Genomic DNA, 24881 nt, shown 5'->3' on the forward strand with positions numbered 1-24881 from the left:
GTGTACTCCGTAGATGTTGTGTCGTGCTTATTGTTCGATTCGCTGTTGCGCGAGGTTGAACCCACTATATGTCAGGAAATGCGTTGCTTAAATTGATATATTAACAATGTGACATTGCAATTTTTGCAATGTAATTTTGTGGAGCGGGTCTCATGGATTTACGCGATCTGAAAATGTTTCTGCACCTGGCCGAGAGCCGCCATTTTGGCCGCAGCGCGCGTGCCATGCATGTCAGCCCCTCAACACTTTCGCGCCAGATCCAGCGGCTGGAAGAGGATCTCGGCCAACCGCTCTTTGTGCGTGATAACCGCACCGTCACGCTGACCGAAGCGGGCGAAGAGTTGCGGGTTTTTGCCCAACAGACGTTATTGCAGTATCAACAGCTGCGGCACACTCTCGATCAGCAAGGCCCGTCGCTCTCCGGCGAACTGCATCTCTTCTGTTCTGTGACCGCGGCGTACAGCCATTTACCACCGATACTCGATCGCTTTCGCGCGGAACACCCGTCGGTAGAAATTAAGCTCTCTACCGGCGATGCCGCCGATGCGATGGAAAAAGTGGTGACCGGCGAAGCGGATCTGGCGATTGCCGGCAAGCCGGAGACACTGCCAGGTGCCGTGGCCTTTTCGATGCTGGAGAATCTCACGGTCGTGCTGATTGCCCCGGCGCTGCCCTGCCCGGTACGCAACCAGGTCTCGCAGCCCGATCCGGACTGGTCGACGGTGCCGTTTATTCTGCCGGATCAGGGGCCGGTGCGCCGCCGTATTGAGCTCTGGTTCCGCCGCCATAAAATCAGCAATCCGTCGATTTATGCCACCGTCGGCGGTCATGAAGCGATGGTCTCCATGGTTGCGCTGGGCTGTGGCGTGGCGTTAATCCCGGAAGTGGTGCTGGAAAATAGCCCTGAACCGGTGCGCAACCGCGTGATGATCCTTGAGCGTAGCGATGAAAAAACGCCTTTCGAGCTTGGCGTCTGCGCACAAAAAAAGCGGCTGCATGAGCCGCTTATTAACGCGTTCTGGCAGATCCTGCCGGGCCATTAACCGGCGAGGAAGAAGCGAAACGCCGGGTTATGGGTCTCATCGTGACACTCATAGCCCAGTTCATTAAGCCGGGTTTCGAAATCCGGCTCATGCTCGCCCAGCTCAAACGCCGCCAGCACGCGCCCGTAATCGGTGCCGTGGCTGCGGTAATGGAACAGCGAGATATTCCAGTGGGTGCCCAGCGTATGCAGGAATTTCAGCAGTGCGCCTGGCGACTCCGGGAACTCGAAGCTGTAAAGACGCTCCTGCAACGGCTTGGACGGGCGACCGCCCACCATATAGCGCACGTGCAGCTTCGCCATCTCATCATCGGAGAGATCGACCACGCTGTAGCCGCCTTCATGCAGCAGAGCGAGGATCTCTTTGCGCTCTTCCAGCCCGCGGCTCAGACGTACGCCGACAAAAATGCAGGCATCTTTCGCATCCGCGAAGCGGTAGTTAAATTCCGTCACTGAGCGCCCGCCCAGCAGCTGGCAGAATTTGAGGAAGCTGCCCTTCTCCTCCGGAATGGTGACCGCCAGCAATGCTTCGCGCTGTTCGCCCAGCTCGCAGCGCTCAGAGACATAGCGCAGGCCGTGGAAGTTGACGTTCGCACCGGAGAGCACATGCGCCAGCCGCTCGCCGCGAATGTTATGTTTGGCGATATACTTTTTCATCCCCGCCAGCGCCAGCGCGCCTGACGGCTCCGCCACCGCGCGGACATCTTCAAACAGATCTTTCATTGCCGCGCAGATGGCATCGCTATCGACGGTGATGATGTCATCAAGGTAGGACTGGCAGAGCCGGAAGGTCTCATCACCAATGCGTTTGACCGCCACGCCTTCGGCAAACAGACCCACGCGCGGCAGGTCGACGGGATAACCGGCGTCCAGTGCCGCTTTCAGGCAGGCGGAATCTTCCGCTTCTACAGCAATCACTTTAATTTGCGGCATCAGCTGTTTAATCAACACCGCGACGCCCGCTGCCAGCCCACCGCCGCCCACCGGCACAAAGATGCGATCGATATGCGCATCCTGCTGCAACAGCTCCAGCGCCAGCGTACCCTGGCCGGCAATCACCATCGGGTGATCGAACGGCGGCACAAAGGTGTAACCTTGCTGCTGAGAGAGGGCAATCGCTTTGGCCTTCGCTTCGTCAAAGTTTGCGCCATGAAGCAGCACTTCGCCGCCAAACGCGCGCACTGCGTCAACTTTGATATCCGCCGTCGCAACCGGCATAACGATCAGCGATTTGATGCCGAGCCGCGTGGATGACAGCGCCACGCCCTGCGCGTGATTGCCCGCCGAGGCGGTGATCACGCCGTGGGCTTTCTGTTCTGCGCTCAGGCCGGCGATCATCGCGTAGGCCCCGCGCAGCTTAAAGCTGTGCACCGGCTGGCGATCTTCCCGCTTCACCAGCACAACGTTATCCAGCCGGGCAGAGATCTTCTCCATCTTCTGCAGCGGCGTTACCTGTGCCACTTCATAGACCGGCGCGCGCAGCACGGCGCGCAGATACTCCGCCCCTTCGGGGGCGGCAGAGAGGGGTTGGGCGTCGGCCATCATTAACCTCCCAGTTTGGATTTGTCGCGTACTGCGCCTTTATCCGCACTGGTAGCGAGAGTAGCGTAAGCGCGCAGCGCAAAGGAGACCTGGCGCTCACGGTTAACCGGGGTCCAGGCTTTATCGCCACGAGCTTCCTGCGCTTCGCGGCGGGCCGCCAGATCGCGGTCACTCAGCTGCAGCTGAATACCACGGTTCGGGATATCAATTGCGATGATGTCGCCATCTTCAATCAGACCGATATTGCCGCCGCTGGCAGCTTCCGGTGAAACGTGGCCAATAGAGAGGCCAGAGGTGCCGCCAGAGAAACGACCGTCGGTGATCAGCGCGCACGCTTTGCCGAGACCCATTGATTTCAGGAAGCTGGTCGGATAGAGCATCTCTTGCATGCCCGGCCCGCCTTTCGGCCCTTCATAACGAATAACCACCACATCGCCCGCCACCACTTTCCCGCCGAGGATCGCTTCAACCGCCGCATCCTGGCTTTCATACACTTTTGCCGGGCCGGTAAAGGTCAGGTTGCTGTCATCAACGCCCGCGGTCTTAACAATACAGCCGTTCTCCGCGAAGTTGCCGTACAGCACCGCCAGACCGCCCTCCTGGCTGTAAGCGTGCTCAAGGGAGCGGATACACCCTTCGGCGCGATCGTCATCCAGCGTATCCCAGCGGCAATTCTGCGAGAACGCCTGGGTGGTGCGAATGCCCGCCGGACCCGCGCGGAACATGGTTTTCACCGCCTCGTCCTCGGTCAGCATCACATCATATTTTTCCAGCGTCTGCGGTAGCGTCAGGCCGAGCACGTTTTTCACCTCGCGATTGAGCAGCCCGGCGCGATCCAGCTCGCCCAAAATGCCCAGCACCCCGCCCGCGCGGTGAACATCTTCCATGTGGTATTTCTGCGTGCTCGGTGCCACTTTGCACAGCTGCGGCACATGGCGGGAGAGACGGTCGATATCACTCATGGTGAAATCAATTTCTGCTTCCTGCGCCGCTGCCAGCAGGTGCAGCACGGTATTGGTGGAGCCGCCCATGGCGATATCCAGCGTCATGGCGTTTTCAAACGCTGCTTTGCTGGCGATCGCGCGCGGCAGCGCGGTTTCATCGTCCTGCTCGTAGTAGCGTTTGGTCAGCTCAACAATGCGTTTGCCGGCGTTGATAAAGAGCTCTTTACGATCGGCGTGGGTTGCCAGCAGCGAACCGTTACCCGGCTGTGACAGGCCGAGCGCTTCGGTCAGGCAGTTCATCGAGTTGGCGGTAAACATGCCTGAGCAGGAGCCGCAGGTCGGGCAGGCGGAGCGCTCAACCTGCTCGCTCTGATCGTCAGAGACTTTCGGGTCCGCGCCCTGAATCATCGCGTCCACCAGATCGAGTTTGATGATCTGGTCGGAGAGTTTGGTTTTCCCGGCTTCCATCGGGCCGCCGGAGACAAAAATAACCGGAACGTTCAGGCGCAGAGAGGCCATCAACATCCCCGGGGTGATTTTGTCGCAGTTGGAGATGCACACCATCGCGTCGGCGCAGTGGGCATTCACCATATATTCAACGGAGTCGGCGATCAGTTCGCGCGAAGGCAGAGAGTAAAGCATGCCGCCGTGACCCATGGCGATGCCGTCATCCACGGCGATGGTATTAAACTCTTTCGCCACGCCGCCTGCAGCTTCGATCTGCTCCGCAACCAGCTTACCGAGATCGCGCAGATGCACGTGGCCTGGCACGAACTGGGTAAACGAGTTTACGACGGCAATGATCGGCTTACCGAAATCGTCATCGGTCATTCCGGTAGCGCGCCACAGCGCGCGGGCACCCGCCATATTGCGCCCATGTGTGGTGGTGGCGGAACGGTACTTAGGCATGCTCTTTACTCCCGTCTGTCTTGTCGATGGGATGGTGCGTGCCATCCCATATTTATTTGCTCTACCCCAAACCATTCTGGTTGCAGGAAGGCAGCAAGCGAGCGAATCCCCAGGAGCTTACATAAGTAAGTGACTGGGCTGAACGCGTGCAGCCAACACACCGACAACCTGAAGTATGACGGGTATTTATGGATTAACTTGATCCAACCAGCCCCACTTATCTTCCGTTTCACCGGTGAAGAGGCCAAAGAATGCTTGCTGAATACGTTTGGTGACCGGGCCGCAGCGACCTTCGCCAACCTGAATACCATCGACGCTGCGCACCGGCGTGATTTCAGCCGCGGTGCCGGACATAAAGACTTCGTCGGCCAGGTAGAGGGATTCACGAGACAGCACCTGCTCGCGCACTTCGATACCGAGATCTTTTGCCAGCTTGATGATAGCGTCGCGAGTAATGCCCGGCAGCGCGGAGGAGGTAAACGGCGGCGTAAACAGGATGCCATCTTTCACTTCGAAGAGGTTTTCGCCCGCGCCTTCAGAGATATAACCGTGAACGTCCAGCGCGATACCTTCCTGATAACCATGGCGGCGCGCTTCGCTACCGACCAGCAGGGATGAGAGATAGTTACCGCCCGCTTTCGCAGCAGTTGGAATAGTGTTCGGTGCTACGCGATTCCAGGAGGAAACCATCGCATCAATGCCCTGATCCAACGCTTCTGCGCCCAGATAGGCGCCCCACGGGAAGGCGGCGATGATGACATCGGTGGTATAGTCTGCCGGCGGGTTAACGCCCATGCCGACATCACCGACAAACACCAGCGGACGGATATAGGCGCTGGTCAGGTTGTTTTTACGGATCACCGCGCGGCAGGCTTCCATCAGCTCGTCGACGCTCTGGGAGACCGGGAAGCGGTAGATTTTGGCGGAGTCGCGCAGACGTTGCATATGCTCACGATGGCGGAAAACAACTGGCCCTTTGTGCGAGTCGTAGCAGCGGATACCTTCAAATACAGACGTACCGTAGTGCAATGCGTGAGACATTACGTGAACTTTCGCGTCTTCCCAACGTACCATCTCGCCATTGGACCAAATGTAGTCTGCTTTTTTCGTCGTCATTATGCTTCCTTTTGCGCTTACGCGCGGATTTGTTGTGATGATGATGATGTAGCGCGCTGCCGGATATCGACCCTGGCAACGTCGACAAGTTTGCTCAACTGGCTAAACAGTAATTCGACAGGACGCGGGCTGGCAACGGTCAATTCAATATTTATGTTGCGCGCATCGCAGGCCGTTTCCATGTTCATTGCACATACCTGAAAGCCACGGTGGCGCACTACGCGCAGCACGCGTTCTAAGGTTTCCGGATTAAAGCGAGCTTCAACAGCGACGTCATGGTGCATCATGATAATTTCTCCAGCATTTGTGAGTTACTGGCACCGGGCGGCACCAGCGGCCAGACATTCTCGAGCTCATCGATCGAGACATGAAGCAGATAGGGCCCATCGCTTGAGAGCATTGCGTCAAGTGCCGCTTCAACCTGGTCTTTACGGGTAATGTGTTGGCCTGGGATGCCGAAGGCGTTGGCCAGCATGAGGAAATCGGGGTTATCGGTCAGGGTGGTTTCACTGTAACGCTCATTGAAGAACAACTGCTGCCATTGGCGAACCATCCCTAATCGCTGGTTATCGAGTAAAACGATCTTCAGCGGTAACTGCTTGCGTTTTACGGTGCCCAGCTCCTGCACATTCATCATGAAGGAGCCGTCACCGGAGATACAGATTACCGTATCCTCCGGACGCGCAACCTGCGCGCCAACGGCGGCGGGCAGGCCAAAGCCCATGGTGCCTAAGCCACTCGAGGTGATGAAGTTTTCCGGGCGGGTAAAGCTCAGATGCTGGGCAGCCCACATCTGATGCTGGCCAACATCCGTCGTCACGACGCTGTTTTCCGGTTTGCGATCTGAAAGCTGCTTTAACAGCAGCGGAGCATAGATTGCCTCGCCGGGGTGATCGTAGCGCCAGGCATGTTCGTGGCGCAGATCGGCACAGTGTTGACGCCACTCATCGATTGCCAACTGCTGTTGCAGCGCAGGCAGCAGCGCATTTAAATCGCCCTGCAAGGCAACATGCGCCTGGCGCAGCTTGCTCATCTCTGCCGGGTCGATATCCATATGGATAACGCGAGCATGAGGCGCGAAGGTGTTCAGTTTGCCGGTCACACGATCATCGAAACGCGCGCCAACGGCAATCAGCAAATCACACTCCTGTACGGCAAAGTTAGCCGCTTTCGTGCCGTGCATGCCCAGCATACCCAGGTAATAGGGGTAGGCTGGTGCCACCGCGCCTAAGCCTTTCAACGTGCAGGCAATCGGCATGTTCGTCTCTGCCAGGAACGCGCGCAGGGCAGGAACCGCTTGCGCCATCCCCACACCGCCGCCAACGTAGAGCATCGGTTTTTTCGCCTGAGCGAGCATCGCCGCGGCCTGAGAAGCCTCCGCCTGAGGAAATGCGACCTCCTCCTGCTCAGTGACGAAGTCCGGCTCCCAGTTACCAACGGCCAGCTGAATATCTTTCGGGATATCAACTAACACCGGGCCGGGGCGGCCGGAGTTGGCGATATGAAACGCTTCCGCCATCACGCGCGGCAGAGAATCAAGAGAGTCAACCAGGAAGCTGTGTTTGGTACAGGAGAGAGACATGCCCAGCACATCCACTTCCTGAAAAGCGTCGGTGCCAATCAGTGGAGCAGCAACCTGCCCGGTGATCGCCACCACCGGAACGGAATCAAGCAACGCATCCGCAAGACCGGTGATTAAGTTCGTCGCACCCGGGCCGGAAGTGGCAATGCAGACGCCGGTTTTACCCGTTGCGCGAGCATACCCGATAGCCGCCATCGCTGCGCCCTGCTCATGCCGACACAATAGGTGTTCCACGCCGCCGTCATATAGCGCATCGTAAACCGGCATGATTGCACCGCCAGGATAGCCGAAAACCGTATCGACCTGCTGCGCTCGCAACGCATGTACCACCCATTGTGCTCCATTCATAGCTACATCCCCGTCGAATATCGTGAGAAACAGAATTTTATGCTGATATTCATTTCTGTTCCTGGTTTGCGTTTTTTGGTGATAAAAAAACCCCCGGACCTTTCGGTGCGGGGGTCTTAGTTCGTTAAGGCTTGATTTCTAAGCCTTTCCTCGTCCAAGTGCAGCCCCGCACGGTGGGATAATAATCACCACCACGCTAATCACGATAAGGCTAATCACTCGTAGAAGGGCTGTCATAGTTGTTCGTTCTTGCTTCATGTTCGAAGGAATGCCTAAAGAGGTAACACAGATTTGCGATGTGGCACAAGAAAAAATTATGACGCCTCATTTGAAAGTTAAGGGGATTAACTAAAAAGCGTTTGTTTTATATAGCAAAAATATGAGGTGAAAATATTTCACGCTTTATCGGCTGGCTGGCAAGTTGTGAACTCCCTTCCAGCGTGGCGAAACATATACGAAATTGCAGCGATATGCTGGAAACAAACGCGTAATAACGATATCTGTTCGATGAAAAAAGCGGGAGGCAGCAAGATAATGCTATCGACAAGGAGGGTCTATGGCGTTGTCAGTAATCTATACAAGAGCGGTGTTAGGCGTCGCCGCACCGCTTGTCACCGTCGAAGTTCATATCAGCAACGGGCTGCCAGGATTAACCATTGTCGGGCTGCCCGAAACGACGGTTAAGGAGGCCCGCGATCGCGTACGCAGTGCCGTCATCAATAGTGGTTATGATTTCCCCGCAAAGCGGATCACCATTAACCTGGCACCCGCAGATCTGCCTAAAGAGGGTGGGCGATATGACTTACCTATCGCTATCGCGCTCCTGGCGGCCTCTGAGCAGGTGAACGCGGCGTCACTCGACCATTACGAATTCGTCGGTGAGTTAGCGCTTACGGGCGCGTTACGCGGCGTTCCCGGCGCTATCTCGTGCGTTATGGAAGCCGTGAAGGCTAACAGGCGAATTGTCATTGCGAAAGAGAACGAAGCGGAAGCGAGCCTGGCTGAGACGCAGGCGTGTCTGGTGGCGAATCATCTTCTGGAGGTGTGTGCGTTTCTGGAAGGTAAACAGACGTTGTTGAACCCTACCCCCCTGGCTGCGCTGGAAGATGAGCACAGAGAGGATCTGCGGGACATTATTGGTCAGGAACAAGGGAAGCGTGCGCTGGAAATTACAGCGGCCGGAGGGCATAACTTGCTTTTGATTGGCCCGCCGGGGACGGGAAAAACGATGCTGGCCAGCAGAATGAGCGGCTTACTTCCTCCGCTCTCTAATACCGAAGCATTAGAGAGCGCGGCGGTGATGAGTTTAATCAATAGCGCAAGCTTGACCCGCCACTGGAAGCGCAGGCCGTTTCGATCGCCGCATCACAGCGCCTCATTAACTGCCATGGTTGGAGGAGGATCCATACCAGCACCTGGCGAGATCTCTCTGGCGCATAACGGCGTGCTTTTTCTTGATGAGCTCCCCGAATTTGAACGCCGTGTTCTCGATGCATTGCGCGAACCGATTGAATCCGGGCAGATCCATATTTCGCGTACGCGGGCAAAAGTCACTTTCCCCGCCCGCTTTCAATTGATCGCAGCTATGAATCCAAGTCCGACCGGTCATTATCAGGGAAAACATAATCGCTGTTCGCCCGAGCAAACGTTACGTTATCTGGGAAAGTTATCCGGCCCTTTTCTCGACCGCTTCGATCTCTCGCTGGAGATACCGTTGCCCACACGCGGTTTAATGAGTGAACCACAACAAGGGGGTGAAGGCAGCGACGCTGTGCGTGCGCGAGTGGTTGAAGCGCAGGCGCAACAGCATCAGCGCCAGCAAAAGCTCAACGCGCAACTGGAGAGCAGCGAAACCAGGCGCTTCTGTGCGCTGACGAAAGAAGATGGGAAATGGCTGGAAGAGACGCTGACGCGGCTGGGTTTATCCGTACGCGCCTGGCAGCGGTTGCTTAAGGTAGCCAGAACCATCGCGGATCTTGAACAACAGGAAACCATTCGTCGGGAACATTTGCAGGAAGCGCTAAGTTACCGGGCAATCGACAGGCTACTCATTCATCTACAAAATATGTTGGCATAAAAAAAGGGGCCGGAGCCCCTTTCTTCTTAATCCTCGGATTCAGTGTAATCTTCCGCGCCTTCCATCTGCGGTTTTCCACCTGAGAGAGTATGGAAACGCTTCGGACGTTTGATGCGTGCCATATACTTGATCCATACACGTTCAGCTTCCGTGTTGGGTTCACGCTCACCACGGCAAACGGCAACAAACTGGTTCTCTTCTTCAGTCACCGGTTCACGCTTGCCGAGTTCCAGCTCGTTAAAAGCATAACCATGACGTTCAAGCAGTTGCGCCTCTTTGATGGTGAAATCACCGTGACGGGAGAACCCGCGAGGATAATTTTTATTGTCGAAAAAACGATTAGTCGTCGTAAAGCTTTCCGCCATCCTGCACGCTCCTAATTCTTTGGCCGAGCTATTTATGGCGCGGAGTATTAGTTACGCTTGACAGAGTGTAAAACAAAACATTTAAATCATTACGACAAAAAATTTTGCGGAGAAAACAGTGGATACGGAATTGTTAAAAACTTTCCTCGAAGTGAGCAGGACTCGTCACTTCGGGCGCGCAGCGGAAGCACTTTATCTCACGCAGTCCGCGGTGAGCTTTCGTATCCGCCAGCTGGAGAACCAGTTGGGGGTTAATCTCTTCACCCGCCATCGTAATAATATCCGCCTGACCGCGGCCGGCGAGAAGCTGCTGCCCTATGCAGAAACGCTTATGAGTACCTGGCAAGCCGCCCGTAAAGAGGTAGCACATACGTCGCGGCATCATCAGTTTTCAATTGGTGCCAGCGCATCGCTTTGGGAATGTATGCTGAGTGACTGGCTCTCCCGGCTTTACCATTTGCAAGATAACCTTCAGTTTGAAGCACGCATTGCGCAACGACAATCTCTGGTAAAACAGTTACATGAGAGACAACTCGATCTACTGATAACGACCGAGACGCCAAAGATGGATGAGTTCAGCAGCCAGTTATTAGGCCATTTCACACTTGCTCTTTATAGCGCCGAACCAGAAAAGAAAAAAAGCGATCTCAACTACTTACGCCTGGAGTGGGGGCCGGACTTTCAGCAACATGAGTCGGGATTGATCGCCAGTGATGACGTGCCGACGCTAACGACCAGTTCAGCAGAAGTGGCGCATCAACAATTACCAAAACTAAATGGTTGTACCTGGTTGCCCGTTTCCTGGGCTGAGCCGAAAGAGAGCTTATATCGTGTTGTCGATACAGAGACACTCTCGCGTCCGTTATATGCGATCTGGCTGCAAAACAGTGATAAACAGAGTCAGATAAAGGATCTTTTGAAGGTTAACGTTATCGAATAGGGCGTTCTGGAGGGCAAGGACGCTCTTCAGATCTTTTGAAGTATTAGAAAGGTACTGGCGCAAGAGGAGAGTTGCCTAAAAAAAAGCAAAAAAAAATCCTTAGCAGATGCTAAGGATTATTTCTGGCAGGGGCGGAGGGACTCGAACCCCCAACACCCGGTTTTGGAGACCGGTGCTCTACCAATTGAACTACGCCCCTAATTAGGGTGGCGGAACGGACGGGACTCGAACCCGCGACCCCCTGCGTGACAGGCAGGTATTCTAACCGACTGAACTACCGCTCCACCGAATTTTTCTACAACCACCGGTTTGTTGCCCCGGTTTACTGCTTAATTTGATGCCTGGCAGTTCCCTACTCTCGCATGGGGAGACCCCACACTACCATCGGCGCTACGGCGTTTCACTTCTGAGTTCGGCATGGGGTCAGGTGGGACCACCGCGCTAGTGCCGCCAGGCAAATTCTGTTGCCATCCCGCTTTCGCCGGACGGCTTAATCTGGTATCAGCTGAAAATCATCTCTCTTCCGCCAAAACATCTTCGGCGTTGTAAGGTTAAGCCTCACGGTTCATTAGTACCGGTTAGCTCAACGCATCGCTGCGCTTACACACCCGGCCTATCAACGTCGTCGTCTTCAACGTTCCTTCAGGAGACTTAAAGTCTCAGGGAGAACTCATCTCGGGGCAAGTTTCGTGCTTAGATGCTTTCAGCACTTATCTCTTCCGCATTTAGCTACCGGGCAGTGCCATTGGCATGACAACCCGAACACCAGTGATGCGTCCACTCCGGTCCTCTCGTACTAGGAGCAGCCCCCCTCAATTCTCCAGCGCCCACGGCAGATAGGGACCGAACTGTCTCACGACGTTCTAAACCCAGCTCGCGTACCACTTTAAATGGCGAACAGCCATACCCTTGGGACCTACTTCAGCCCCAGGATGTGATGAGCCGACATCGAGGTGCCAAACACCGCCGTCGATATGAACTCTTGGGCGGTATCAGCCTGTTATCCCCGGAGTACCTTTTATCCGTTGAGCGATGGCCCTTCCATTCAGAACCACCGGATCACTATGACCTGCTTTCGCACCTGCTCGCGCCGTCACGCTCGCAGTCAAGCCAGCTTATGCCATTGCACTAACCTCCTGATGTCCGACCAGGATTAGCTGACCTTCGTGCTCCTCCGTTACGCTTTAGGAGGAGACCGCCCCAGTCAAACTACCCACCAGACACTGTCCGCAACCCGGATCACGGGTCCACGTTAGAACATCAAACATTAAAGGGTGGTATTTCAAGGTTGGCTCCACGCAGACTGGCGTCCACGCTTCAAAGCCTCCCACCTATCCTACACATCAAGGCTCAATGTTCAGTGTCAAGCTATAGTAAAGGTTCACGGGGTCTTTCCGTCTTGCCGCGGGTACACTGCATCTTCACAGCGAGTTCAATTTCACTGAGTCTCGGGTGGAGACAGCCTGGCCATCATTACGCCATTCGTGCAGGTCGGAACTTACCCGACAAGGAATTTCGCTACCTTAGGACCGTTATAGTTACGGCCGCCGTTTACCGGGGCTTCGATCAAGAGCTTCACCTTGCGGTTGACCCCATCAATTAACCTTCCGGCACCGGGCAGGCGTCACACCGTATACGTCCACTTTCGTGTTTGCACAGTGCTGTGTTTTTAATAAACAGTTGCAGCCAGCTGGTATCTTCGACTGGTTTCAGCTCCGTGAGCAAGTCACTTCACCTACACACCAGCGTGCCTTCTCCCGAAGTTACGGCACCATTTTGCCTAGTTCCTTCACCCGAGTTCTCTCAAGCGCCTTGGTATTCTCTACCTGACCACCTGTGTCGGTTTGGGGTACGATTTCGTGTTACCTGATGCTTAGAGGCTTTTCCTGGAAGCAGGGCATTTGTCACTTCAGCACCGTAGTGCCTCGTCATCACGCCTCAGTGTTAAAGTGAACCGGATTTACCTGGAACACACACCTACACGCTTAAACCGGGACAACCGTCGCCCGGCCGACATAGCCTTCTCCGTCCCCCCTTCGCAGTAACACCAAGTACAGGAATATTAACCTGTTTCCCATCGACTACGCCTTTCGGCCTCGCCTTAGGGGTCGACTCACCCTGCCCCGATTAACGTTGGACAGGAACCCTTGGTCTTCCGGCGAGCGGGCTTTTCACCCGCTTTATCGTTACTTATGTCAGCATTCGCACTTCTGATACCTCCAGCATGCCTCACAGCACACCTTCGACGGCTTACAGAACGCTCCCCTACCCAACAACACATAGTGTCGCTGCCGCAGCTTCGGTGCATGGTTTAGCCCCGTTACATCTTCCGCGCAGGCCGACTCGACCAGTGAGCTATTACGCTTTCTTTAAATGATGGCTGCTTCTAAGCCAACATCCTGGCTGTCTGGGCCTTCCCACATCGTTTCCCACTTAACCATGACTTTGGGACCTTAGCTGGCGGTCTGGGTTGTTTCCCTCTTCACGACGGACGTTAGCACCCGCCGTGTGTCTCCCGTGATAACATTCTCCGGTATTCGTAGTTTGCATCGGGTTGGTAAGCCGGGATGGCCCCCTAGCCGAAACAGTGCTCTACCCCCGGAGATGAATTCACGAGGCGCTACCTAAATAGCTTTCGGGGAGAACCAGCTATCTCCCGGTTTGATTGGCCTTTCACCCCCAGCCACAGGTCATCCGCTAATTTTTCAACATTAGTCGGTTCGGTCCTCCAGTTAGTGTTACCCAACCTTCAACCTGCCCATGGCTAGATCACCGGGTTTCGGGTCTATACCCTGCAACTTAACGCCCAGTTAAGACTCGGTTTCCCTGCGGCTCCCCTATACGGTTAACCTTGCTACAGAATATAAGTCGCTGACCCATTATACAAAAGGTACGCAGTCACCCCATAAAAGAGGCTCCCACTGCTTGTACGTACACGGTTTCAGGTTCTGTTTCACTCCCCTCGCCGGGGTTCTTTTCGCCTTTCCCTCACGGTACTGGTTCACTATCGGTCAGTCAGGAGTATTTAGCCTTGGAGGATGGTCCCCCCATATTCAGACAGGATACCACGTGTCCCGCCCTACTCATCGAGCTCACAACCTGTGTGCTTTTGTGTACGGGGCTGTCACCCTGTATCGCGCGACTTTCCAGACGCTTCCACTAACACTCAGGCTGATTCAGGCTCTGGGCTGTTCCCCGTTCGCTCGCCGCTACTGGGGGAATCTCGGTTGATTTCTTTTCCTCGGGGTACTTAGATGTTTCAGTTCCCCCGGTTCGCCTCACAGCACTATGTATTCATGCTGTGATAGTGCAACGGATTGCACTGGGTTTCCCCATTCGGACATCGCCGGCTGTAACGGTTCATATCACCTTACCGGCGCTTTTCGCAGATTAGCACGTCCTTCATCGCCTCTGACTGCCAGGGCATCCACCGTGTACGCTTAGTCGCTTAACCTCACAACCCGAAGATGTTTCGTAAAACACCCTCAGTTGCGAAAATTTGAGAGACTCACAGAACAATTCGCATTGTTCAGTGTTTCAATTTTCAGCTTGATCCAGATTTTTAAAGAGCAAAACTTCGCAGCACACACAGAATGTGTACTCTGAAGTTTTTTAGTGACGAACAGTGAGGATGGTGGAGCTATGCGGGATCGAACCGCAGACCTCCTGCGTGCAAAGCAGGCGCTCTCCCAGCTGAGCTATAGCCCCATCGTAGTTAAATCCCGTTACCGGTAATTTTTCCTGAGACAAGGCGTGAAAGGGCGAAGCATACTGAAGTATGCGAGTCGTTTCACAACGCTGTATTCAGGGAAAATTTGGTAGGCCTGAGTGGACTTGAACCACCGACCTCACCCTTATCAGGGGTGCGCTCTAACCACCTGAGCTACAAGCCTGCAGAGATTTTCACTGCTCGTTATTTTTCATCAGACAATCTGTGTGGACACTGCAGGGAAAGGTTCTTTAAGGTAAGGAGGTGATCCAACCGCAGGTTCCCCTACGGTTACCTTGTTACGACTTCACCCCAGTCATGAATCACAAAGTGGTAAGCGCCCTCCCGAAGGTTAAGCTACCTACTTCTTTTGCAACCCACTCCCATGGTGTGACGGGCGGTGTGTACAAGGCCCGGGAACGTATTCACCGTGACATTCTGATTCACGATTACTAGCGATTCCGACTTCATGGAGTCGAGTTGCAGACTCCAATCCGGACTACGACGCACTTTATGAGGTCCGCTAGCTCTCGCGAGATTGCTTCTCTTTGTATGCGCCATTGTAGCACGTGTGTAGCCCTGGTCGTAAGGGCCATGATGACTTGACGTCATCCCCACCTTCCTCCAGTTTATCACTGGCAGTCTCCTTTGAGTTCCCGGCCTAACCGCTGGCAACAAAGGATAAGGGTTGCGCTCGTTGCGGGACTTAACCCAACATTTCACAACACGAGCTGACGACAGCCATGCAGCACCTGTCTCACAGTTCCCGAAGGCACCAATCCATCTCTGGAAAGTTCTGTGGATGTCAAGACCAGGTAAGGTTCTTCGCGTTGCATCGAATTAAACCACATGCTCCACCGCTTGTGCGGGCCCCCGTCAATTCATTTGAGTTTTAACCTTGCGGCCGTACTCCCCAGGCGGTCGACTTAACGCGTTAGCTCCGGAAGCCACGCCTCAAGGGCACAACCTCCAAGTCGACATCGTTTACGGCGTGGACTACCAGGGTATCTAATCCTGTTTGCTCCCCACGCTTTCGCACCTGAGCGTCAGTCTTCGTCCAGGGGGCCGCCTTCGCCACCGGTATTCCTCCAGATCTCTACGCATTTCACCGCTACACCTGGAATTCTACCCCCCTCTACGAGACTCAAGCCTGCCAGTTTCGGATGCAGTTCCCAGGTTGAGCCCGGGGATTTCACATCCGACTTGACAGACCGCCTGCGTGCGCTTTACGCCCAGTAATTCCGATTAACGCTTGCACCCTCCGTATTACCGCGGCTGCTGGCACGGAGTTAGCCGGTGCTTCTTCTGCGGGTAACGTCAATCGACGCGGTTATTAACCGCATCGCCTTCCTCCCCGCTGAAAGTACTTTACAACCCGAAGGCCTTCTTCATACACGCGGCATGGCTGCATCAGGCTTGCGCCCATTGTGCAATATTCCCCACTGCTGCCTCCCGTAGGAGTCTGGACCGTGTCTCAGTTCCAGTGTGGCTGGTCATCCTCTCAGACCAGCTAGGGATCGTCGCCTAGGTGAGCCGTTACCCCACCTACTAGCTAATCCCATCTGGGCACATCTGATGGCAAGAGGCCCGAAGGTCCCCCTCTTTGGTCTTGCGACATTATGCGGTATTAGCTACCGTTTCCAGTAGTTATCCCCCTCCATCAGGCAGTTTCCCAGACATTACTCACCCGTCCGCCACTCGTCAGCAAAGCAGCAAGCTGCTTCCTGTTACCGTTCGACTTGCATGTGTTAGGCCTGCCGCCAGCGTTCAATCTGAGCCATGATCAAACTCTTCAATTTAAAGTTTGATGCTCATCGAATTAAACCGTAATGAATTACGTGTTCACCCGTGAGACTTGGTATTCATTTATCGTCCGAGGACGTTAAGAATCCATGTCACCTGAGTGCCCACACAGATTGTCTGATAAATTGTTAAAGAGCAGTGCCGCTTCGCTTTTCGCAGCGGCGCGGGGTGTGCATATTACGCTTTCCCGCCGTGAAGTCAACTGATTGTTTTCAGAATTCTTCACCTGACAGGCCGGTGTGTTTGCCGTTGTGCCGTGTCAGTGGAGGCGCATTATAGGCAGTTAATTCTCCCTGACAACCCTTAATTTCAAAAAACTTTTCAACCGTATTTTTTTTCAACAAAGTGCGGTTAAAAGCGGCATAAATAGCGGGTATCGCTGTTTTTACCACCACTTATAGATATCGAATGGCATACTACCGAGTGAAATAAAGAAGAAGGAAGTGAGAAATGCCTTTAAACGCACAGCAACTTGCCGCGCAGAAAAACATCTCCTGGGTCATAGCCGAGAAACTGGCGCAGCAGATCCTGAGAGGAGAGTACGCGCCGGGAGCCATTTTGCCCGGCGAGATGGAGCTCGGCGAGAAGTTTGGCGTAAGCCGTACCGCAGTGAGAGAGGCAATAAAGACGTTAACCGCGAAGGGCATGGTCTTACCCCGCCCGCGTATCGGCACGCGCGTGATGCCGAAGGGAAACTGGAATTTCCTTGATACCGAGCTGCTCTCATGGTGGATGAGCGAAGACAATTTCCAGGAAGTGATCCAACACTTTCTTGTTATGCGCGCCAGTCTTGAGCCGCAGGCCTGTCTTCTCGCCGCCACACTTGCAAGCGCCGGGCAAAAGGCTTATCTGAATACATTAATGGAAGAGATGGTGTGCCTGAAAAAGTCGTTTAACCGTGAACGCTGGATAGAGGTGGACATGGCGTGGCATGAACATATCTACACCATGAGCGGTAATCCTTTCCTTATGTCTTTCGCCACACTTTTCCACTCGGTTTACCATACTTACTTCACCTCTATTACTGAAAACGAAGTGATTAAGCTGGATCTTCACCAGGCTATCGTCGATGCGATTCAGGAAAGCGACGGTGATAGTGCGTTTCAGGCGTGCCAGAGATTGTTGAATTCGCCTAATTAAAGGAATGAGTATGACAAAGAAGAAAGGGCGCAGTATGGCCGGGCTGCCGTGGATAGCCGCGATGGCCTTTTTTATGCAGGCGCTCGACGCCACCATCCTTAACACTGCCCTCCCCGCTATTGCGCAAAGTCTTAACCGTTCGCCGCTGGCGATGCAGTCCGCCATTATCAGTTACACCCTGACCGTCGCGATGCTTATTCCGGTCAGCGGCTGGCTGGCCGACCGCTTCGGCACGCGACGCATCTTTATGTTAGCCGTCAGCCTCTTCACCCTCGGCTCGCTGGCCTGCGCCCTCTCCAACTCTCTGGCCATGCTGGTTGTCTTTCGCGTAATTCAGGGGATTGGCGGCGCGATGATGATGCCGGTCGCGCGCCTTGCCCTGCTGCGCGCTTATCCACGCAGTGAATTACTGCCGGTGCTTAACTTTGTCACCATGCCGGGGCTGGTCGGGCCGATTCTTGGCCCGGTAATGGGTGGCGTACTGGTTACCTGGGCAAGCTGGCACTGGATCTTCCTGATTAATATTCCTATTGGTGTCGCCGGGTTGCTCTACGCGCGTAAATATATGCCGAACTTCACCACCCCGCGCCGCAGCTTCGATATGTGGGGCTTCCTGTTATTCGGCTTAAGCCTGGTGCTCTTCTCCAGCGGGATGGAGTTGTTCGGCGAAAAAGTGGTCGAAACCTGGCTTGCCCTCAGCATTATCTTCAGCGGCATCGCCCTGCTGCTACTCTATATTCGCCATGCCCGCCGCCACCCGACGCCGCTTATCTCGCTCAACCTGTTTAAGACCCGCACCTTCTCTGTCGGCATCGCCGGGAATATCGCTTCGCGCCTCGGCACTGGCTGCGTTCCTTTCTTAATGCCACTGATGCTGCAGGTTGGCTTTGGCTATCCGGCGCTGATTGCCGGTTGCATGATGGCACCGACCGCTCTGGGCTCCATTCTGGCGAAATCGACCGTCACGCAGATCCTGCGCTGGTTTGGCTATCGCAAAACGCTGGTTGGCGTCACGCTCTTTATTGGCGTGATGATTGCGCAGTTCGCTCTGCAAACCCAGGCGATGGCGATCTGGATGCTAGTGCTACCGCTGTTCATATTAGGCATGGCGATGTCGACGCAGTTTACCGCCATGAACACCATCTCCCTTGCCGACTTAACGGATGAGAACGCCAGTAGCGGCAATAGCGTGCTGGCGGTAACGCAGCAGCTGTCGATAAGCCTCGGTGTCGCCGTGAGCGCAGCGGTGCTGCGTTTTTATGAAGGGGTTGATGGCACCAACACCGTTGAGCAGTTCCACTACACCTTTATCACGATGGGCGCAGTAACGGTGGTCTCCGCTTTAACCTTTATGCTGCTGAAAGCGAAAGATGGCCGCAACCTGATCAAGGAGCGCCACAAAAAATCAGGCTGAGCCGCGCTCCATTAGGACCGGTGTCAGTTGCAGACGCTGTTGTTGCAGGCTCGGGTCGGCAATACGGTGGATCAGCACATCAATCGCCAGCTCACCCAGTTCATCCTTTGGCTGATGGATGGTGGTGAGCGGCGGCGTCATATAGCGCGCCAGCTCAATATCGTCGTAACCGACAATCGCCATATCCTGCGGGATCGACAGCCCCGCCTGGTAGAGCGCCTGATAAGCGCCAACTGCCATCGCATCATTGCCGATAAATACCGCCTGAGGGCGCTCATCCATCGCCAGCAAACGCTGCATCGCCGTCAGGCCACCGCCAAACTCAAAATCACTTTCGATCTCATCGCCGTCGCGAATCGTTAGCCCGGCGCGCGCCATCGCCTCGCGGTACCCCTCCAGTCGCAGCCGGGAGGGCGTTTTATCCAGCGGGCCGGTAATACAGGCGATACGCGTCATCCCTTTATGAATGAGATACTCCGTCGCCATCATGCCGCCCAGCAGCGAGTTGTCCTGAATCAGATCGCTGTCGCCATCGAACGGCGCCCAGTCCATCATCACGGTAGGAATCGAGGGGTAACGGCTCATGATGACTTGCGAAGGCTGATGCGTTTCGGTGCAGAGCAGAAGCAGCCCGTCGACGCGCTTTTGCATCAGCGTTTCCAGATTGCGGTTCATCCGCTGCTCGTCGCCTTCGGTATTGCATAACACCAAGCTGTAGCCACGCTCGAAGCAGCTGCGCTCCACCCCACGCACCAGCTCAGAGTAAAAAGGGTTGGTACTGGCGGTGATCAGCATCCCAATCGTGCGCGTCTGTTTAAGCTTCAGGCTGCGCGCCACCGCGGAAGGCGCATAGTTCAGCGACGTGATCGCGGCGTCTACCTTCTCGCGAATCGCCTCACTAACAAAGCGATCGTTATTAATAACGTGGGAGACGGTAGAGGTAGAAACGCCCGCCAGGCGGGCAACATCCTTCATGGTGGCCACGCGTCACCCCTGCTGAGCGAGAAAATCATCAATCTCATTACGCCACGGAACCGAAGGCTGCGCCCCTTTGCGCGTCACGGCGATAGCCGCCGCCGCATGGGCAAAGCGGATCGCCTCATCCAGCGGCTTCTCTTCCAGCAGCGCAGTCATCAGCGCGCCGTTAAAGGTGTCGCCCGCGGCGATGGTATCAATGGCCTTCACCTTGAAACCAGCTACCCGCTTGCCTTCACCGTTTACGCTGGCCCACACACCGCGGCTGCCGAGAGTAATGATGACCGTACGGATGCCTTTCTCATGCAGCACCCGCGCGGCACGCGCCGCATCTTCATCACTGGAAACCGCGATGCCGGTGAGTTTTTCTGCTTCGGTTTCATTGGGGGTAATGATGTCCACCAGCGCCAGCAGCTCATCGGAGAGTTGCCGGGCGGGGGCGGGGTTTAGCGCGACCGTAGTATGGTTTTGCTGTGCAATACGGGCTGCCGCCAGCACGCTCTCAACCGGTGATTCCAGCTGCATTAACAGTGCCGAGGCCTCTGCAATTAACGTCTGCTGCTCAGCCACGCGTTCGGTGGAGAGCGCCGCATTGGCGCCGGCATGAATACCGATGACATTCTCCCCTTCGCCGTTAACGAAAATCAGCGCCACGCCGGTCGACTCGCCCGCAACCACGCTGACAGGTGCCACATCAATGTTGTCGCTGGCGAGCTGCTTACGCACCCGCGCGCCGGTATCGTCATCGCCGGTGCAGGCGATAAAGGCGATATCCGCGCCGCTGCGTCCGGCCGCGACCGCCTGATTGGCCCCTTTGCCGCCGAACGCCACCTGATAGTGGTTGCCGGTTACGGTTTCGCCGGGTGTCGGGAAAGATTCAAGGTTAAGAATGTGATCGGCATTGATACTGCCAAGAACGACGAGTTTGCCTGCGGTTTTCATGATGAGCGTGTCCATAAAGTGCGCCACCGCGAACGGTGGCGCGTGCCATGCTTTTCTTTTATTACCTTGTCCCTCAGGCTGACAGAACGTACATCGAGCCTGAACGTTCTGTTACTGCTTGATGACCAGCTTCAGGTCAACCGGATTTTTAGCGTAAACTTTTTCGCCTTTCAACACTTTGTCTGCGGTATCAACGCCTTTCGCGCCAATCTGCTCAGGCAGCTGGGCAACGGTAGCAGCCAGTTTGCCGTCGTTAACCGCTTTTTCACCATCCGGCGTACCGTCAAAACCGACCACCATCACGTCGCTTTTGCCCGCGGTCTGCAGCGCGCGCAGCGCACCGAGCGCCATCTCATCGTTCTGGGCGAATACCGCCTGCACATCCGGATGCGCGGTCAGCAGGTTCTGCATCACGTTCAGGCCTTTGGTGCGGTCGAAGTCTGCCGGCTGGCTGGCGAGGACTTTGAATTTGTGCGCAGCAACAGCCTGCTGGAAACCTTCACCACGCTCGCGCGCGGCGGAGGTCCCGGCAATGCCCTGCAACTCGATCACTTTCGCGCCTTCACCCGCTTTCTTGGCGATGTAATCACCGGCAATTTTACCCCCGAGCACGTTATCAGAGGCGATATGGCTTACCACTTCACCGCTGCTGGCAACGCGGTCGAGGGTAATGACCGGGATTTTGGCCTGGTTAGCCATTTTGATGGCGTTACCGACCGCATCGGAATCGGTCGGGTTGATCAGCAGAAGCTTGGTGCCGCGAACGGTTAAATCCTGGACGTTCGCCAGCTCTTTCGCCGGGTTGTTCTGCGAGTCCAGCACCACCAGGTCATAACCCAGTTTGTCGGCCTCTTTCTGTGCGCCATCCTTCAGCGAGACGAAGAAGGGGTTATTCAGGGTCGAGATCACCAGAGCAATAGAGTCTTTCGCCATCGCGTTCGCACTTACCGTGGCGCTCAGGGCAACAGCAGAAACCAGAGTGGCCAGTTTTTTCATGTTCATGTTCATGAGTCCTGTTGTGTAGGGAATTACTGCTTTTTGTTGTCTACCAGCACCGCCAGCAGAATCACCACTGCTTTAACGATCATCTGGTAATAGGAAGAAACGCTCAACAAATTCAGGCCATTATTGAGGAAGCCAAGAATCAATGCGCCGATCAATGTCCCAACAATACGACCTTTCCCGCCGGCAAGGCTGGTACCGCCCAGCACTACCGCGGCAATCGCATCCAGTTCATAACCCGCGCCCGCGGTCGGCTGCGCTGAGGAGAGACGCGCAACTTCAATAATGCCCGCCAGCGAGGCCAGCAGGCCGCTCAGGGAGTAGACGATAATTTTGACTTTATCGACGCTGATACCCGAGAGACGTGTCGCCGCTTCGTTACCGCCCAGCGCATAGATGTAGCGCCCCAGACGGGTGTGATGCAACAGATACCAGGCGGCAATAAAGACAACGGCCATGATCCACACCGGGGTCGGCACGCCGAGCGGGCGACCGATACCAAACCAGCCAAAAATATCGGCGTTAGCGGTAAAACCAGTGTTGGCGGGGCTGCCGTTGGTGTAAACCAGCGTCACGCCGCGCAGCAGCAGCATCATCACCAGCGTGGCAATAAATGCCTGAACACGGCCTTTGGCGACGATAGTGCCGGTAACAGCACCCACCGCCGCGCCCAGCGCCAGCGCACCGGCGACCGCCACCAGCGCATTCACCTCCATACCCACCAGCGAAGCGGCGACCGCACCAGTGAGCGCCAGCAGAGAACCGACGGACAGATCGATTCCCGAGGTCAGGATCACCAGCGTCATGCCCACCGCCATAATGGCGTTCACAGAGGTCTGCTGGAGAATATTCAACAGGTTATTGACGGTAAAAAAGTTGGGACTCATGGTCGAAACGATGGCGATCAACACCAGCAGGGCGATCAGCGATTTTTGTTCCATCAGCCACGCTTTGCTGAAATAGCGGCGACCAGAAACGGCCTGGGTAGTCATCTCTCTTACTCCTGATTCACACGATTAAGCTTGCCCACAGCGGCAGCCATCAACACTTCCTGAGTGGCCTGCTCGCGCGTGAATTCCCCGCCGAGATGCCCTTCATGCATCACCATGATCCGATCGCTCATACCCAACACTTCCGGCATTTCCGACGAAACAAGAATGATGCTCAGGCCATCGGCCTTGAACTGGTTAATAAGTTGGTAAATCTCTTTCTTCGCCCCCACGTCCACGCCGCGCGTGGGCTCATCGAGGATCAGCACTTTCGGGCGGGTCATCAGACCGCGCGCAATCGCCACTTTTTGTTGATTACCGCCGGAGAGCAGACCGATCTGCTGCTCCATCGACGGCGTTTTAACATTGAAGAGACGAATAAAATCACTTACCGCCTGCTGCTCTTCTTTATGCTTAAGGTTGCCGCCCGTGCGGCTGAAGTAGCGTAGCGCGGTCAAAGACATGTTCTCTTTTACCGACATGCCGAGCACCAGCCCGTCGCGCTTGCGGTCTTCGGAGATATAAACAATGCCGTTCGCCAGCCCATCCTGTGGCGTCCTCGTGATCACTTCATGACCGTCGAGGGTGACATAGCCACTGGTGCGCGGCAGTGCGCCATACAGCACTTTCATCAGCTCCGTACGCCCGGCGCCCATCAGCCCGGCAACGCCGAGGATCTCGCCTTTGCGCAGCGTAAAGCTGACGTTATCAACCCCCGGCCCGCAGAGATTATCGACCTGCAGCCGTACTTCGCCCGGCGCTTTGTCCAGACGCGGATATTGATCTTCCAGTTTGCGGCCGACCATCATCTCAATCAGCGTATCTTCCGTCAGCGTCGCGACTTCACGCTCAGCAATAAACTGCCCGTCGCGAAACACGGTGACGTCATCGCAAATCTCGAAGATCTCTTTCATACGGTGGGAGATATAGACGATGCCGCGCCCCTGCGCTTTCAGCTCGCGGATCACGCGAAACAGCGACTCGGTTTCGGTATCGGTCAGCGCATCGGTCGGCTCATCCATAATGATGACCTGCGACTCATAGCTCATCACTTTGGCGATTTCGACCATCTGCTGATCGCCAATAGATAGCTCGCCTACCGTGCGATCGCTTTTAAAACGCAGATTGAGTTTGGCCAGCAGCGTGTTGGCTTCGGCGAACATCTTTTTCCAGTCGATTTTGCCGAAGCGGTTAACAAACTCGCGGCCAAGAAAGATGTTCTCGGCAATGGTGAGCTGAGGAATCAGGTTCAGCTCCTGGTGAATAATGCCGATGCCCGCTTCCTGAGAGGATTTTGGCCCGCTGAAGGTGGTCTCTTTACCCAGCCAGAGCAGCGAACCGGCGTCACGGCTGTAGATGCCGGTCAGCACTTTCATCATTGTCGACTTTCCGGCGCCATTTTCACCGACCAGCGCCATCACGCGGCCGGAATAGACGTTCAGCGCAGCGCCGGAGAGGGCTTTAACGCCGGGAAAGGATTTATCAATGCCTTTAAGTTGCAGTAATGCGTCCATGATCGCCTCAGAAGGTGACGCCGGCACAGAGAATGATATTCGCAAACGGGGAACACTCCCCGCTGCGAATAACCGCCTGACTACCTGCGGTCTCTTTTTTGAATTGTTCGTGCGTAACGTACCGCACTTCGATGGTATTCCCCTGGTGTTGCTGCAGCTGCTCAAGGTGAGTGAGCAACGTTTCGTGGAGCTGCGGATTCAACTGCTTGATCTCCGACGCGATGATTGCGGCCTCAACCTGCATTTCCGCGGTCACCACTTCCAGCACCTGCATAAAGGAAGGCACGCCCTGGGTTAACGCCATATCAATGCGTTGCGTACTGCGCGGCACCGGCAACCCGGCATCACACACCACCAGCGTATCGGTATGACCAAGACGAGAGATGACAGAAGAAATATCAGCGTTCAGAACACAACCTTTTTTCATATTTTTGCTCCATGAGCGAAACGTTTCGCTGACGGCAGTGTAGTACGAAGATTGTTCTGAAAACTATCGCCTGATTGAAGAAGTGTGATCGAAATCGAAAC

The 24881-nt window shown here is 55.3% G+C and carries 18 protein-coding genes, 4 tRNA genes and 3 rRNA genes; 5 read left to right on the forward strand and 20 right to left on the reverse strand.

All coding sequences use genetic code 11. From position 1 onward, the window contains the following. Window positions 1-152 precede the first annotated feature (152 nt). Window positions 153-1043 (forward strand): HTH-type transcriptional activator IlvY, encoded by an 891-nt coding sequence (gene ilvY / locus ACWPW2_RS14250; protein WP_124970897.1) that lies wholly within the window; start codon window positions 153-155, stop codon window positions 1041-1043. Here the strand turns inward: ilvY and ilvA are convergent. From ilvA to ilvL, 6 genes are all read right to left on the reverse strand, one after another. Beyond that, window positions 1040-2584: a threonine ammonia-lyase, biosynthetic gene (gene ilvA, locus ACWPW2_RS14255; protein ID WP_279794897.1), complete on the reverse strand. Its 1545-nt coding sequence runs from the start codon at window positions 2582-2584 to the stop codon at window positions 1040-1042. The genes ilvY and ilvA overlap by 4 nt on opposite strands. Window positions 2585-2586: 2 nt before the next feature. Beyond that, window positions 2587-4437 carry a dihydroxy-acid dehydratase gene (ilvD, locus tag ACWPW2_RS14260; RefSeq protein ID WP_023479566.1) on the reverse strand — a complete coding sequence of 617 codons (1851 nt, stop codon included), beginning with the start codon at window positions 4435-4437 and terminating at the stop codon, window positions 2587-2589. 186 nt (window positions 4438-4623) lie between these two features. Beyond that, on the reverse strand, window positions 4624-5553 hold the full coding sequence (locus tag ACWPW2_RS14265; protein ID WP_076770438.1) for a branched-chain amino acid transaminase: 930 nt from the start codon (window positions 5551-5553) through the stop codon (window positions 4624-4626). Window positions 5554-5570: 17 nt separating this feature from the next. Then, the gene (gene ilvM / locus ACWPW2_RS14270; protein ID WP_023479554.1) at window positions 5571-5840 is read right to left on the reverse strand and encodes an acetolactate synthase 2 small subunit; all 270 of its coding nucleotides are present in this window, start codon (window positions 5838-5840) and stop codon (window positions 5571-5573) included. After that, window positions 5837-7483, reverse strand: a complete 1647-nt coding sequence (gene ilvG, locus ACWPW2_RS14275; RefSeq protein ID WP_454123768.1) for an acetolactate synthase 2 catalytic subunit — start codon at window positions 7481-7483, stop codon at window positions 5837-5839. Before ilvG ends, ilvM begins: the two co-directional genes overlap by 4 nt. Window positions 7484-7621: 138 nt before the next feature. Continuing rightward, a complete protein-coding gene (ilvL, locus tag ACWPW2_RS14280) occupies window positions 7622-7720 on the reverse strand; it encodes an ilv operon leader peptide (protein WP_032229281.1) in 99 nt (32 codons plus the stop codon). A gap of 319 nt (window positions 7721-8039) precedes the next feature. Here ilvL and ACWPW2_RS14285 point away from each other — a divergent pair, with 319 nt between their 5' ends. Next, complete coding sequence (locus tag ACWPW2_RS14285; RefSeq protein ID WP_279794896.1) at window positions 8040-9560, forward strand: YifB family Mg chelatase-like AAA ATPase; 1521 nt, start codon at window positions 8040-8042, stop codon at window positions 9558-9560. Between the two features lie 26 nt (window positions 9561-9586). Here the strand turns inward: ACWPW2_RS14285 and ACWPW2_RS14290 are convergent, their stop codons facing one another. Beyond that, window positions 9587-9925, reverse strand: a complete 339-nt coding sequence (locus ACWPW2_RS14290) for a DUF413 domain-containing protein (RefSeq protein WP_023479578.1) — start codon at window positions 9923-9925, stop codon at window positions 9587-9589. A gap of 118 nt (window positions 9926-10043) precedes the next feature. Here ACWPW2_RS14290 and hdfR point away from each other — a divergent pair, with 118 nt between their 5' ends. Then, window positions 10044-10865, forward strand: a complete 822-nt coding sequence (gene hdfR / locus ACWPW2_RS14295; protein ID WP_034812870.1) for an HTH-type transcriptional regulator HdfR — start codon at window positions 10044-10046, stop codon at window positions 10863-10865. Window positions 10866-10988: 123 nt separating this feature from the next. Here hdfR and ACWPW2_RS14300 read toward each other — a convergent pair. From ACWPW2_RS14300 to ACWPW2_RS14330, 7 genes are all read right to left on the reverse strand, one after another. Next, window positions 10989-11064 (reverse strand) — tRNA-Trp (locus tag ACWPW2_RS14300). 8 nt (window positions 11065-11072) lie between these two features. Then, window positions 11073-11149: transfer RNA gene (locus ACWPW2_RS14305), tRNA-Asp, on the reverse strand. A gap of 55 nt (window positions 11150-11204) precedes the next feature. Beyond that, window positions 11205-11320, reverse strand: a 5S ribosomal RNA gene (rrf, locus tag ACWPW2_RS14310). 92 nt (window positions 11321-11412) lie between these two features. Further along, a 23S ribosomal RNA gene (locus ACWPW2_RS14315) occupies window positions 11413-14319 on the reverse strand. 178 nt (window positions 14320-14497) lie between these two features. Further along, a tRNA-Ala gene (locus ACWPW2_RS14320) sits at window positions 14498-14573 on the reverse strand. 108 nt (window positions 14574-14681) lie between these two features. Further along, window positions 14682-14758: transfer RNA gene (locus tag ACWPW2_RS14325), tRNA-Ile, on the reverse strand. 73 nt (window positions 14759-14831) lie between these two features. Then, a 16S ribosomal RNA gene (locus ACWPW2_RS14330) occupies window positions 14832-16373 on the reverse strand. The 16S, 23S and 5S rRNA genes sit together here with 4 tRNA genes alongside, the layout of an rRNA operon. Before the next feature lie 454 nt (window positions 16374-16827). On the opposite strand from ACWPW2_RS14330, the gene ACWPW2_RS14335 reads away from it, so the two are divergent. Next, complete coding sequence (locus ACWPW2_RS14335) at window positions 16828-17517, forward strand: FadR/GntR family transcriptional regulator (RefSeq protein ID WP_454123771.1); 690 nt, start codon at window positions 16828-16830, stop codon at window positions 17515-17517. Between the two features lie 10 nt (window positions 17518-17527). Further along, window positions 17528-18931 (forward strand): multidrug transporter subunit MdtD, encoded by a 1404-nt coding sequence (mdtD, locus tag ACWPW2_RS14340; protein WP_454123773.1) that lies wholly within the window; start codon window positions 17528-17530, stop codon window positions 18929-18931. Here the strand turns inward: mdtD and rbsR are convergent. The 6 genes from rbsR to rbsD form a co-directional block, all read right to left on the reverse strand. Then, window positions 18923-19915, reverse strand: coding sequence for a ribose operon transcriptional repressor RbsR (gene rbsR, locus ACWPW2_RS14345; RefSeq protein WP_094192957.1), 993 nt, complete (start codon window positions 19913-19915; stop codon window positions 18923-18925). The genes mdtD and rbsR overlap by 9 nt on opposite strands. A gap of 3 nt (window positions 19916-19918) precedes the next feature. Further along, complete coding sequence (gene rbsK / locus ACWPW2_RS14350) at window positions 19919-20848, reverse strand: ribokinase (RefSeq protein WP_454125226.1); 930 nt, start codon at window positions 20846-20848, stop codon at window positions 19919-19921. Between the two features lie 111 nt (window positions 20849-20959). Then, window positions 20960-21850, reverse strand: a complete 891-nt coding sequence (gene rbsB, locus ACWPW2_RS14355) for a ribose ABC transporter substrate-binding protein RbsB (RefSeq protein ID WP_076769274.1) — start codon at window positions 21848-21850, stop codon at window positions 20960-20962. A 26-nt stretch (window positions 21851-21876) separates the two neighbouring features. Beyond that, window positions 21877-22842 carry a ribose ABC transporter permease gene (gene rbsC, locus ACWPW2_RS14360; protein WP_042711909.1) on the reverse strand — a complete coding sequence of 322 codons (966 nt, stop codon included), beginning with the start codon at window positions 22840-22842 and terminating at the stop codon, window positions 21877-21879. A 5-nt stretch (window positions 22843-22847) separates the two neighbouring features. Beyond that, on the reverse strand, window positions 22848-24353 hold the full coding sequence (rbsA, locus tag ACWPW2_RS14365) for a ribose ABC transporter ATP-binding protein RbsA (RefSeq protein WP_454123776.1): 1506 nt from the start codon (window positions 24351-24353) through the stop codon (window positions 22848-22850). Between the two features lie 7 nt (window positions 24354-24360). Then, window positions 24361-24780: a D-ribose pyranase gene (rbsD, locus tag ACWPW2_RS14370; RefSeq protein ID WP_124971049.1), complete on the reverse strand. Its 420-nt coding sequence runs from the start codon at window positions 24778-24780 to the stop codon at window positions 24361-24363. Window positions 24781-24881 lie beyond the last annotated feature (101 nt).

It is taken from the genome of Kosakonia sp. Marseille-Q7440 (assembly GCF_965119485.1).

Bases quoted from the DNA above. Each gene is read 5' to 3' on its own strand.
- ilvY (WP_124970897.1), top strand. From the start codon at position 153: ATGGATTTACGCGATCTGAAAATGTTTCTGCACCTGGCCGAGAGCCGC.
- ACWPW2_RS14290 (WP_023479578.1), bottom strand. From the start codon at position 9,925: ATGGCGGAAAGCTTTACGACGACTAATCGTTTTTTCGACAATAAAAAT.
- ilvM (WP_023479554.1), bottom strand. From the start codon at position 5,840: ATGATGCACCATGACGTCGCTGTTGAAGCTCGCTTTAATCCGGAAACC.
- ilvD (WP_023479566.1), bottom strand. From the start codon at position 4,437: ATGCCTAAGTACCGTTCCGCCACCACCACACATGGGCGCAATATGGCG.
- mdtD (WP_454123773.1), top strand. From the start codon at position 17,528: ATGACAAAGAAGAAAGGGCGCAGTATGGCCGGGCTGCCGTGGATAGCC.
- rbsC (WP_042711909.1), bottom strand. From the start codon at position 22,842: ATGACTACCCAGGCCGTTTCTGGTCGCCGCTATTTCAGCAAAGCGTGG.
- rbsK (WP_454125226.1), bottom strand. From the start codon at position 20,848: ATGAAAACCGCAGGCAAACTCGTCGTTCTTGGCAGTATCAATGCCGAT.
- ilvL (WP_032229281.1), bottom strand. From the start codon at position 7,720: ATGACAGCCCTTCTACGAGTGATTAGCCTTATCGTGATTAGCGTGGTG.
- rbsB (WP_076769274.1), bottom strand. From the start codon at position 21,850: ATGAACATGAAAAAACTGGCCACTCTGGTTTCTGCTGTTGCCCTGAGC.
- rbsD (WP_124971049.1), bottom strand. From the start codon at position 24,780: ATGAAAAAAGGTTGTGTTCTGAACGCTGATATTTCTTCTGTCATCTCT.
- ACWPW2_RS14265 (WP_076770438.1), bottom strand. From the start codon at position 5,553: ATGACGACGAAAAAAGCAGACTACATTTGGTCCAATGGCGAGATGGTA.
- rbsA (WP_454123776.1), bottom strand. From the start codon at position 24,353: ATGGACGCATTACTGCAACTTAAAGGCATTGATAAATCCTTTCCCGGC.
- ilvG (WP_454123768.1), bottom strand. From the start codon at position 7,483: ATGAATGGAGCACAATGGGTGGTACATGCGTTGCGAGCGCAGCAGGTC.
- ACWPW2_RS14335 (WP_454123771.1), top strand. From the start codon at position 16,828: ATGCCTTTAAACGCACAGCAACTTGCCGCGCAGAAAAACATCTCCTGG.
- ACWPW2_RS14285 (WP_279794896.1), top strand. From the start codon at position 8,040: ATGGCGTTGTCAGTAATCTATACAAGAGCGGTGTTAGGCGTCGCCGCA.
- ilvA (WP_279794897.1), bottom strand. From the start codon at position 2,584: ATGGCCGACGCCCAACCCCTCTCTGCCGCCCCCGAAGGGGCGGAGTAT.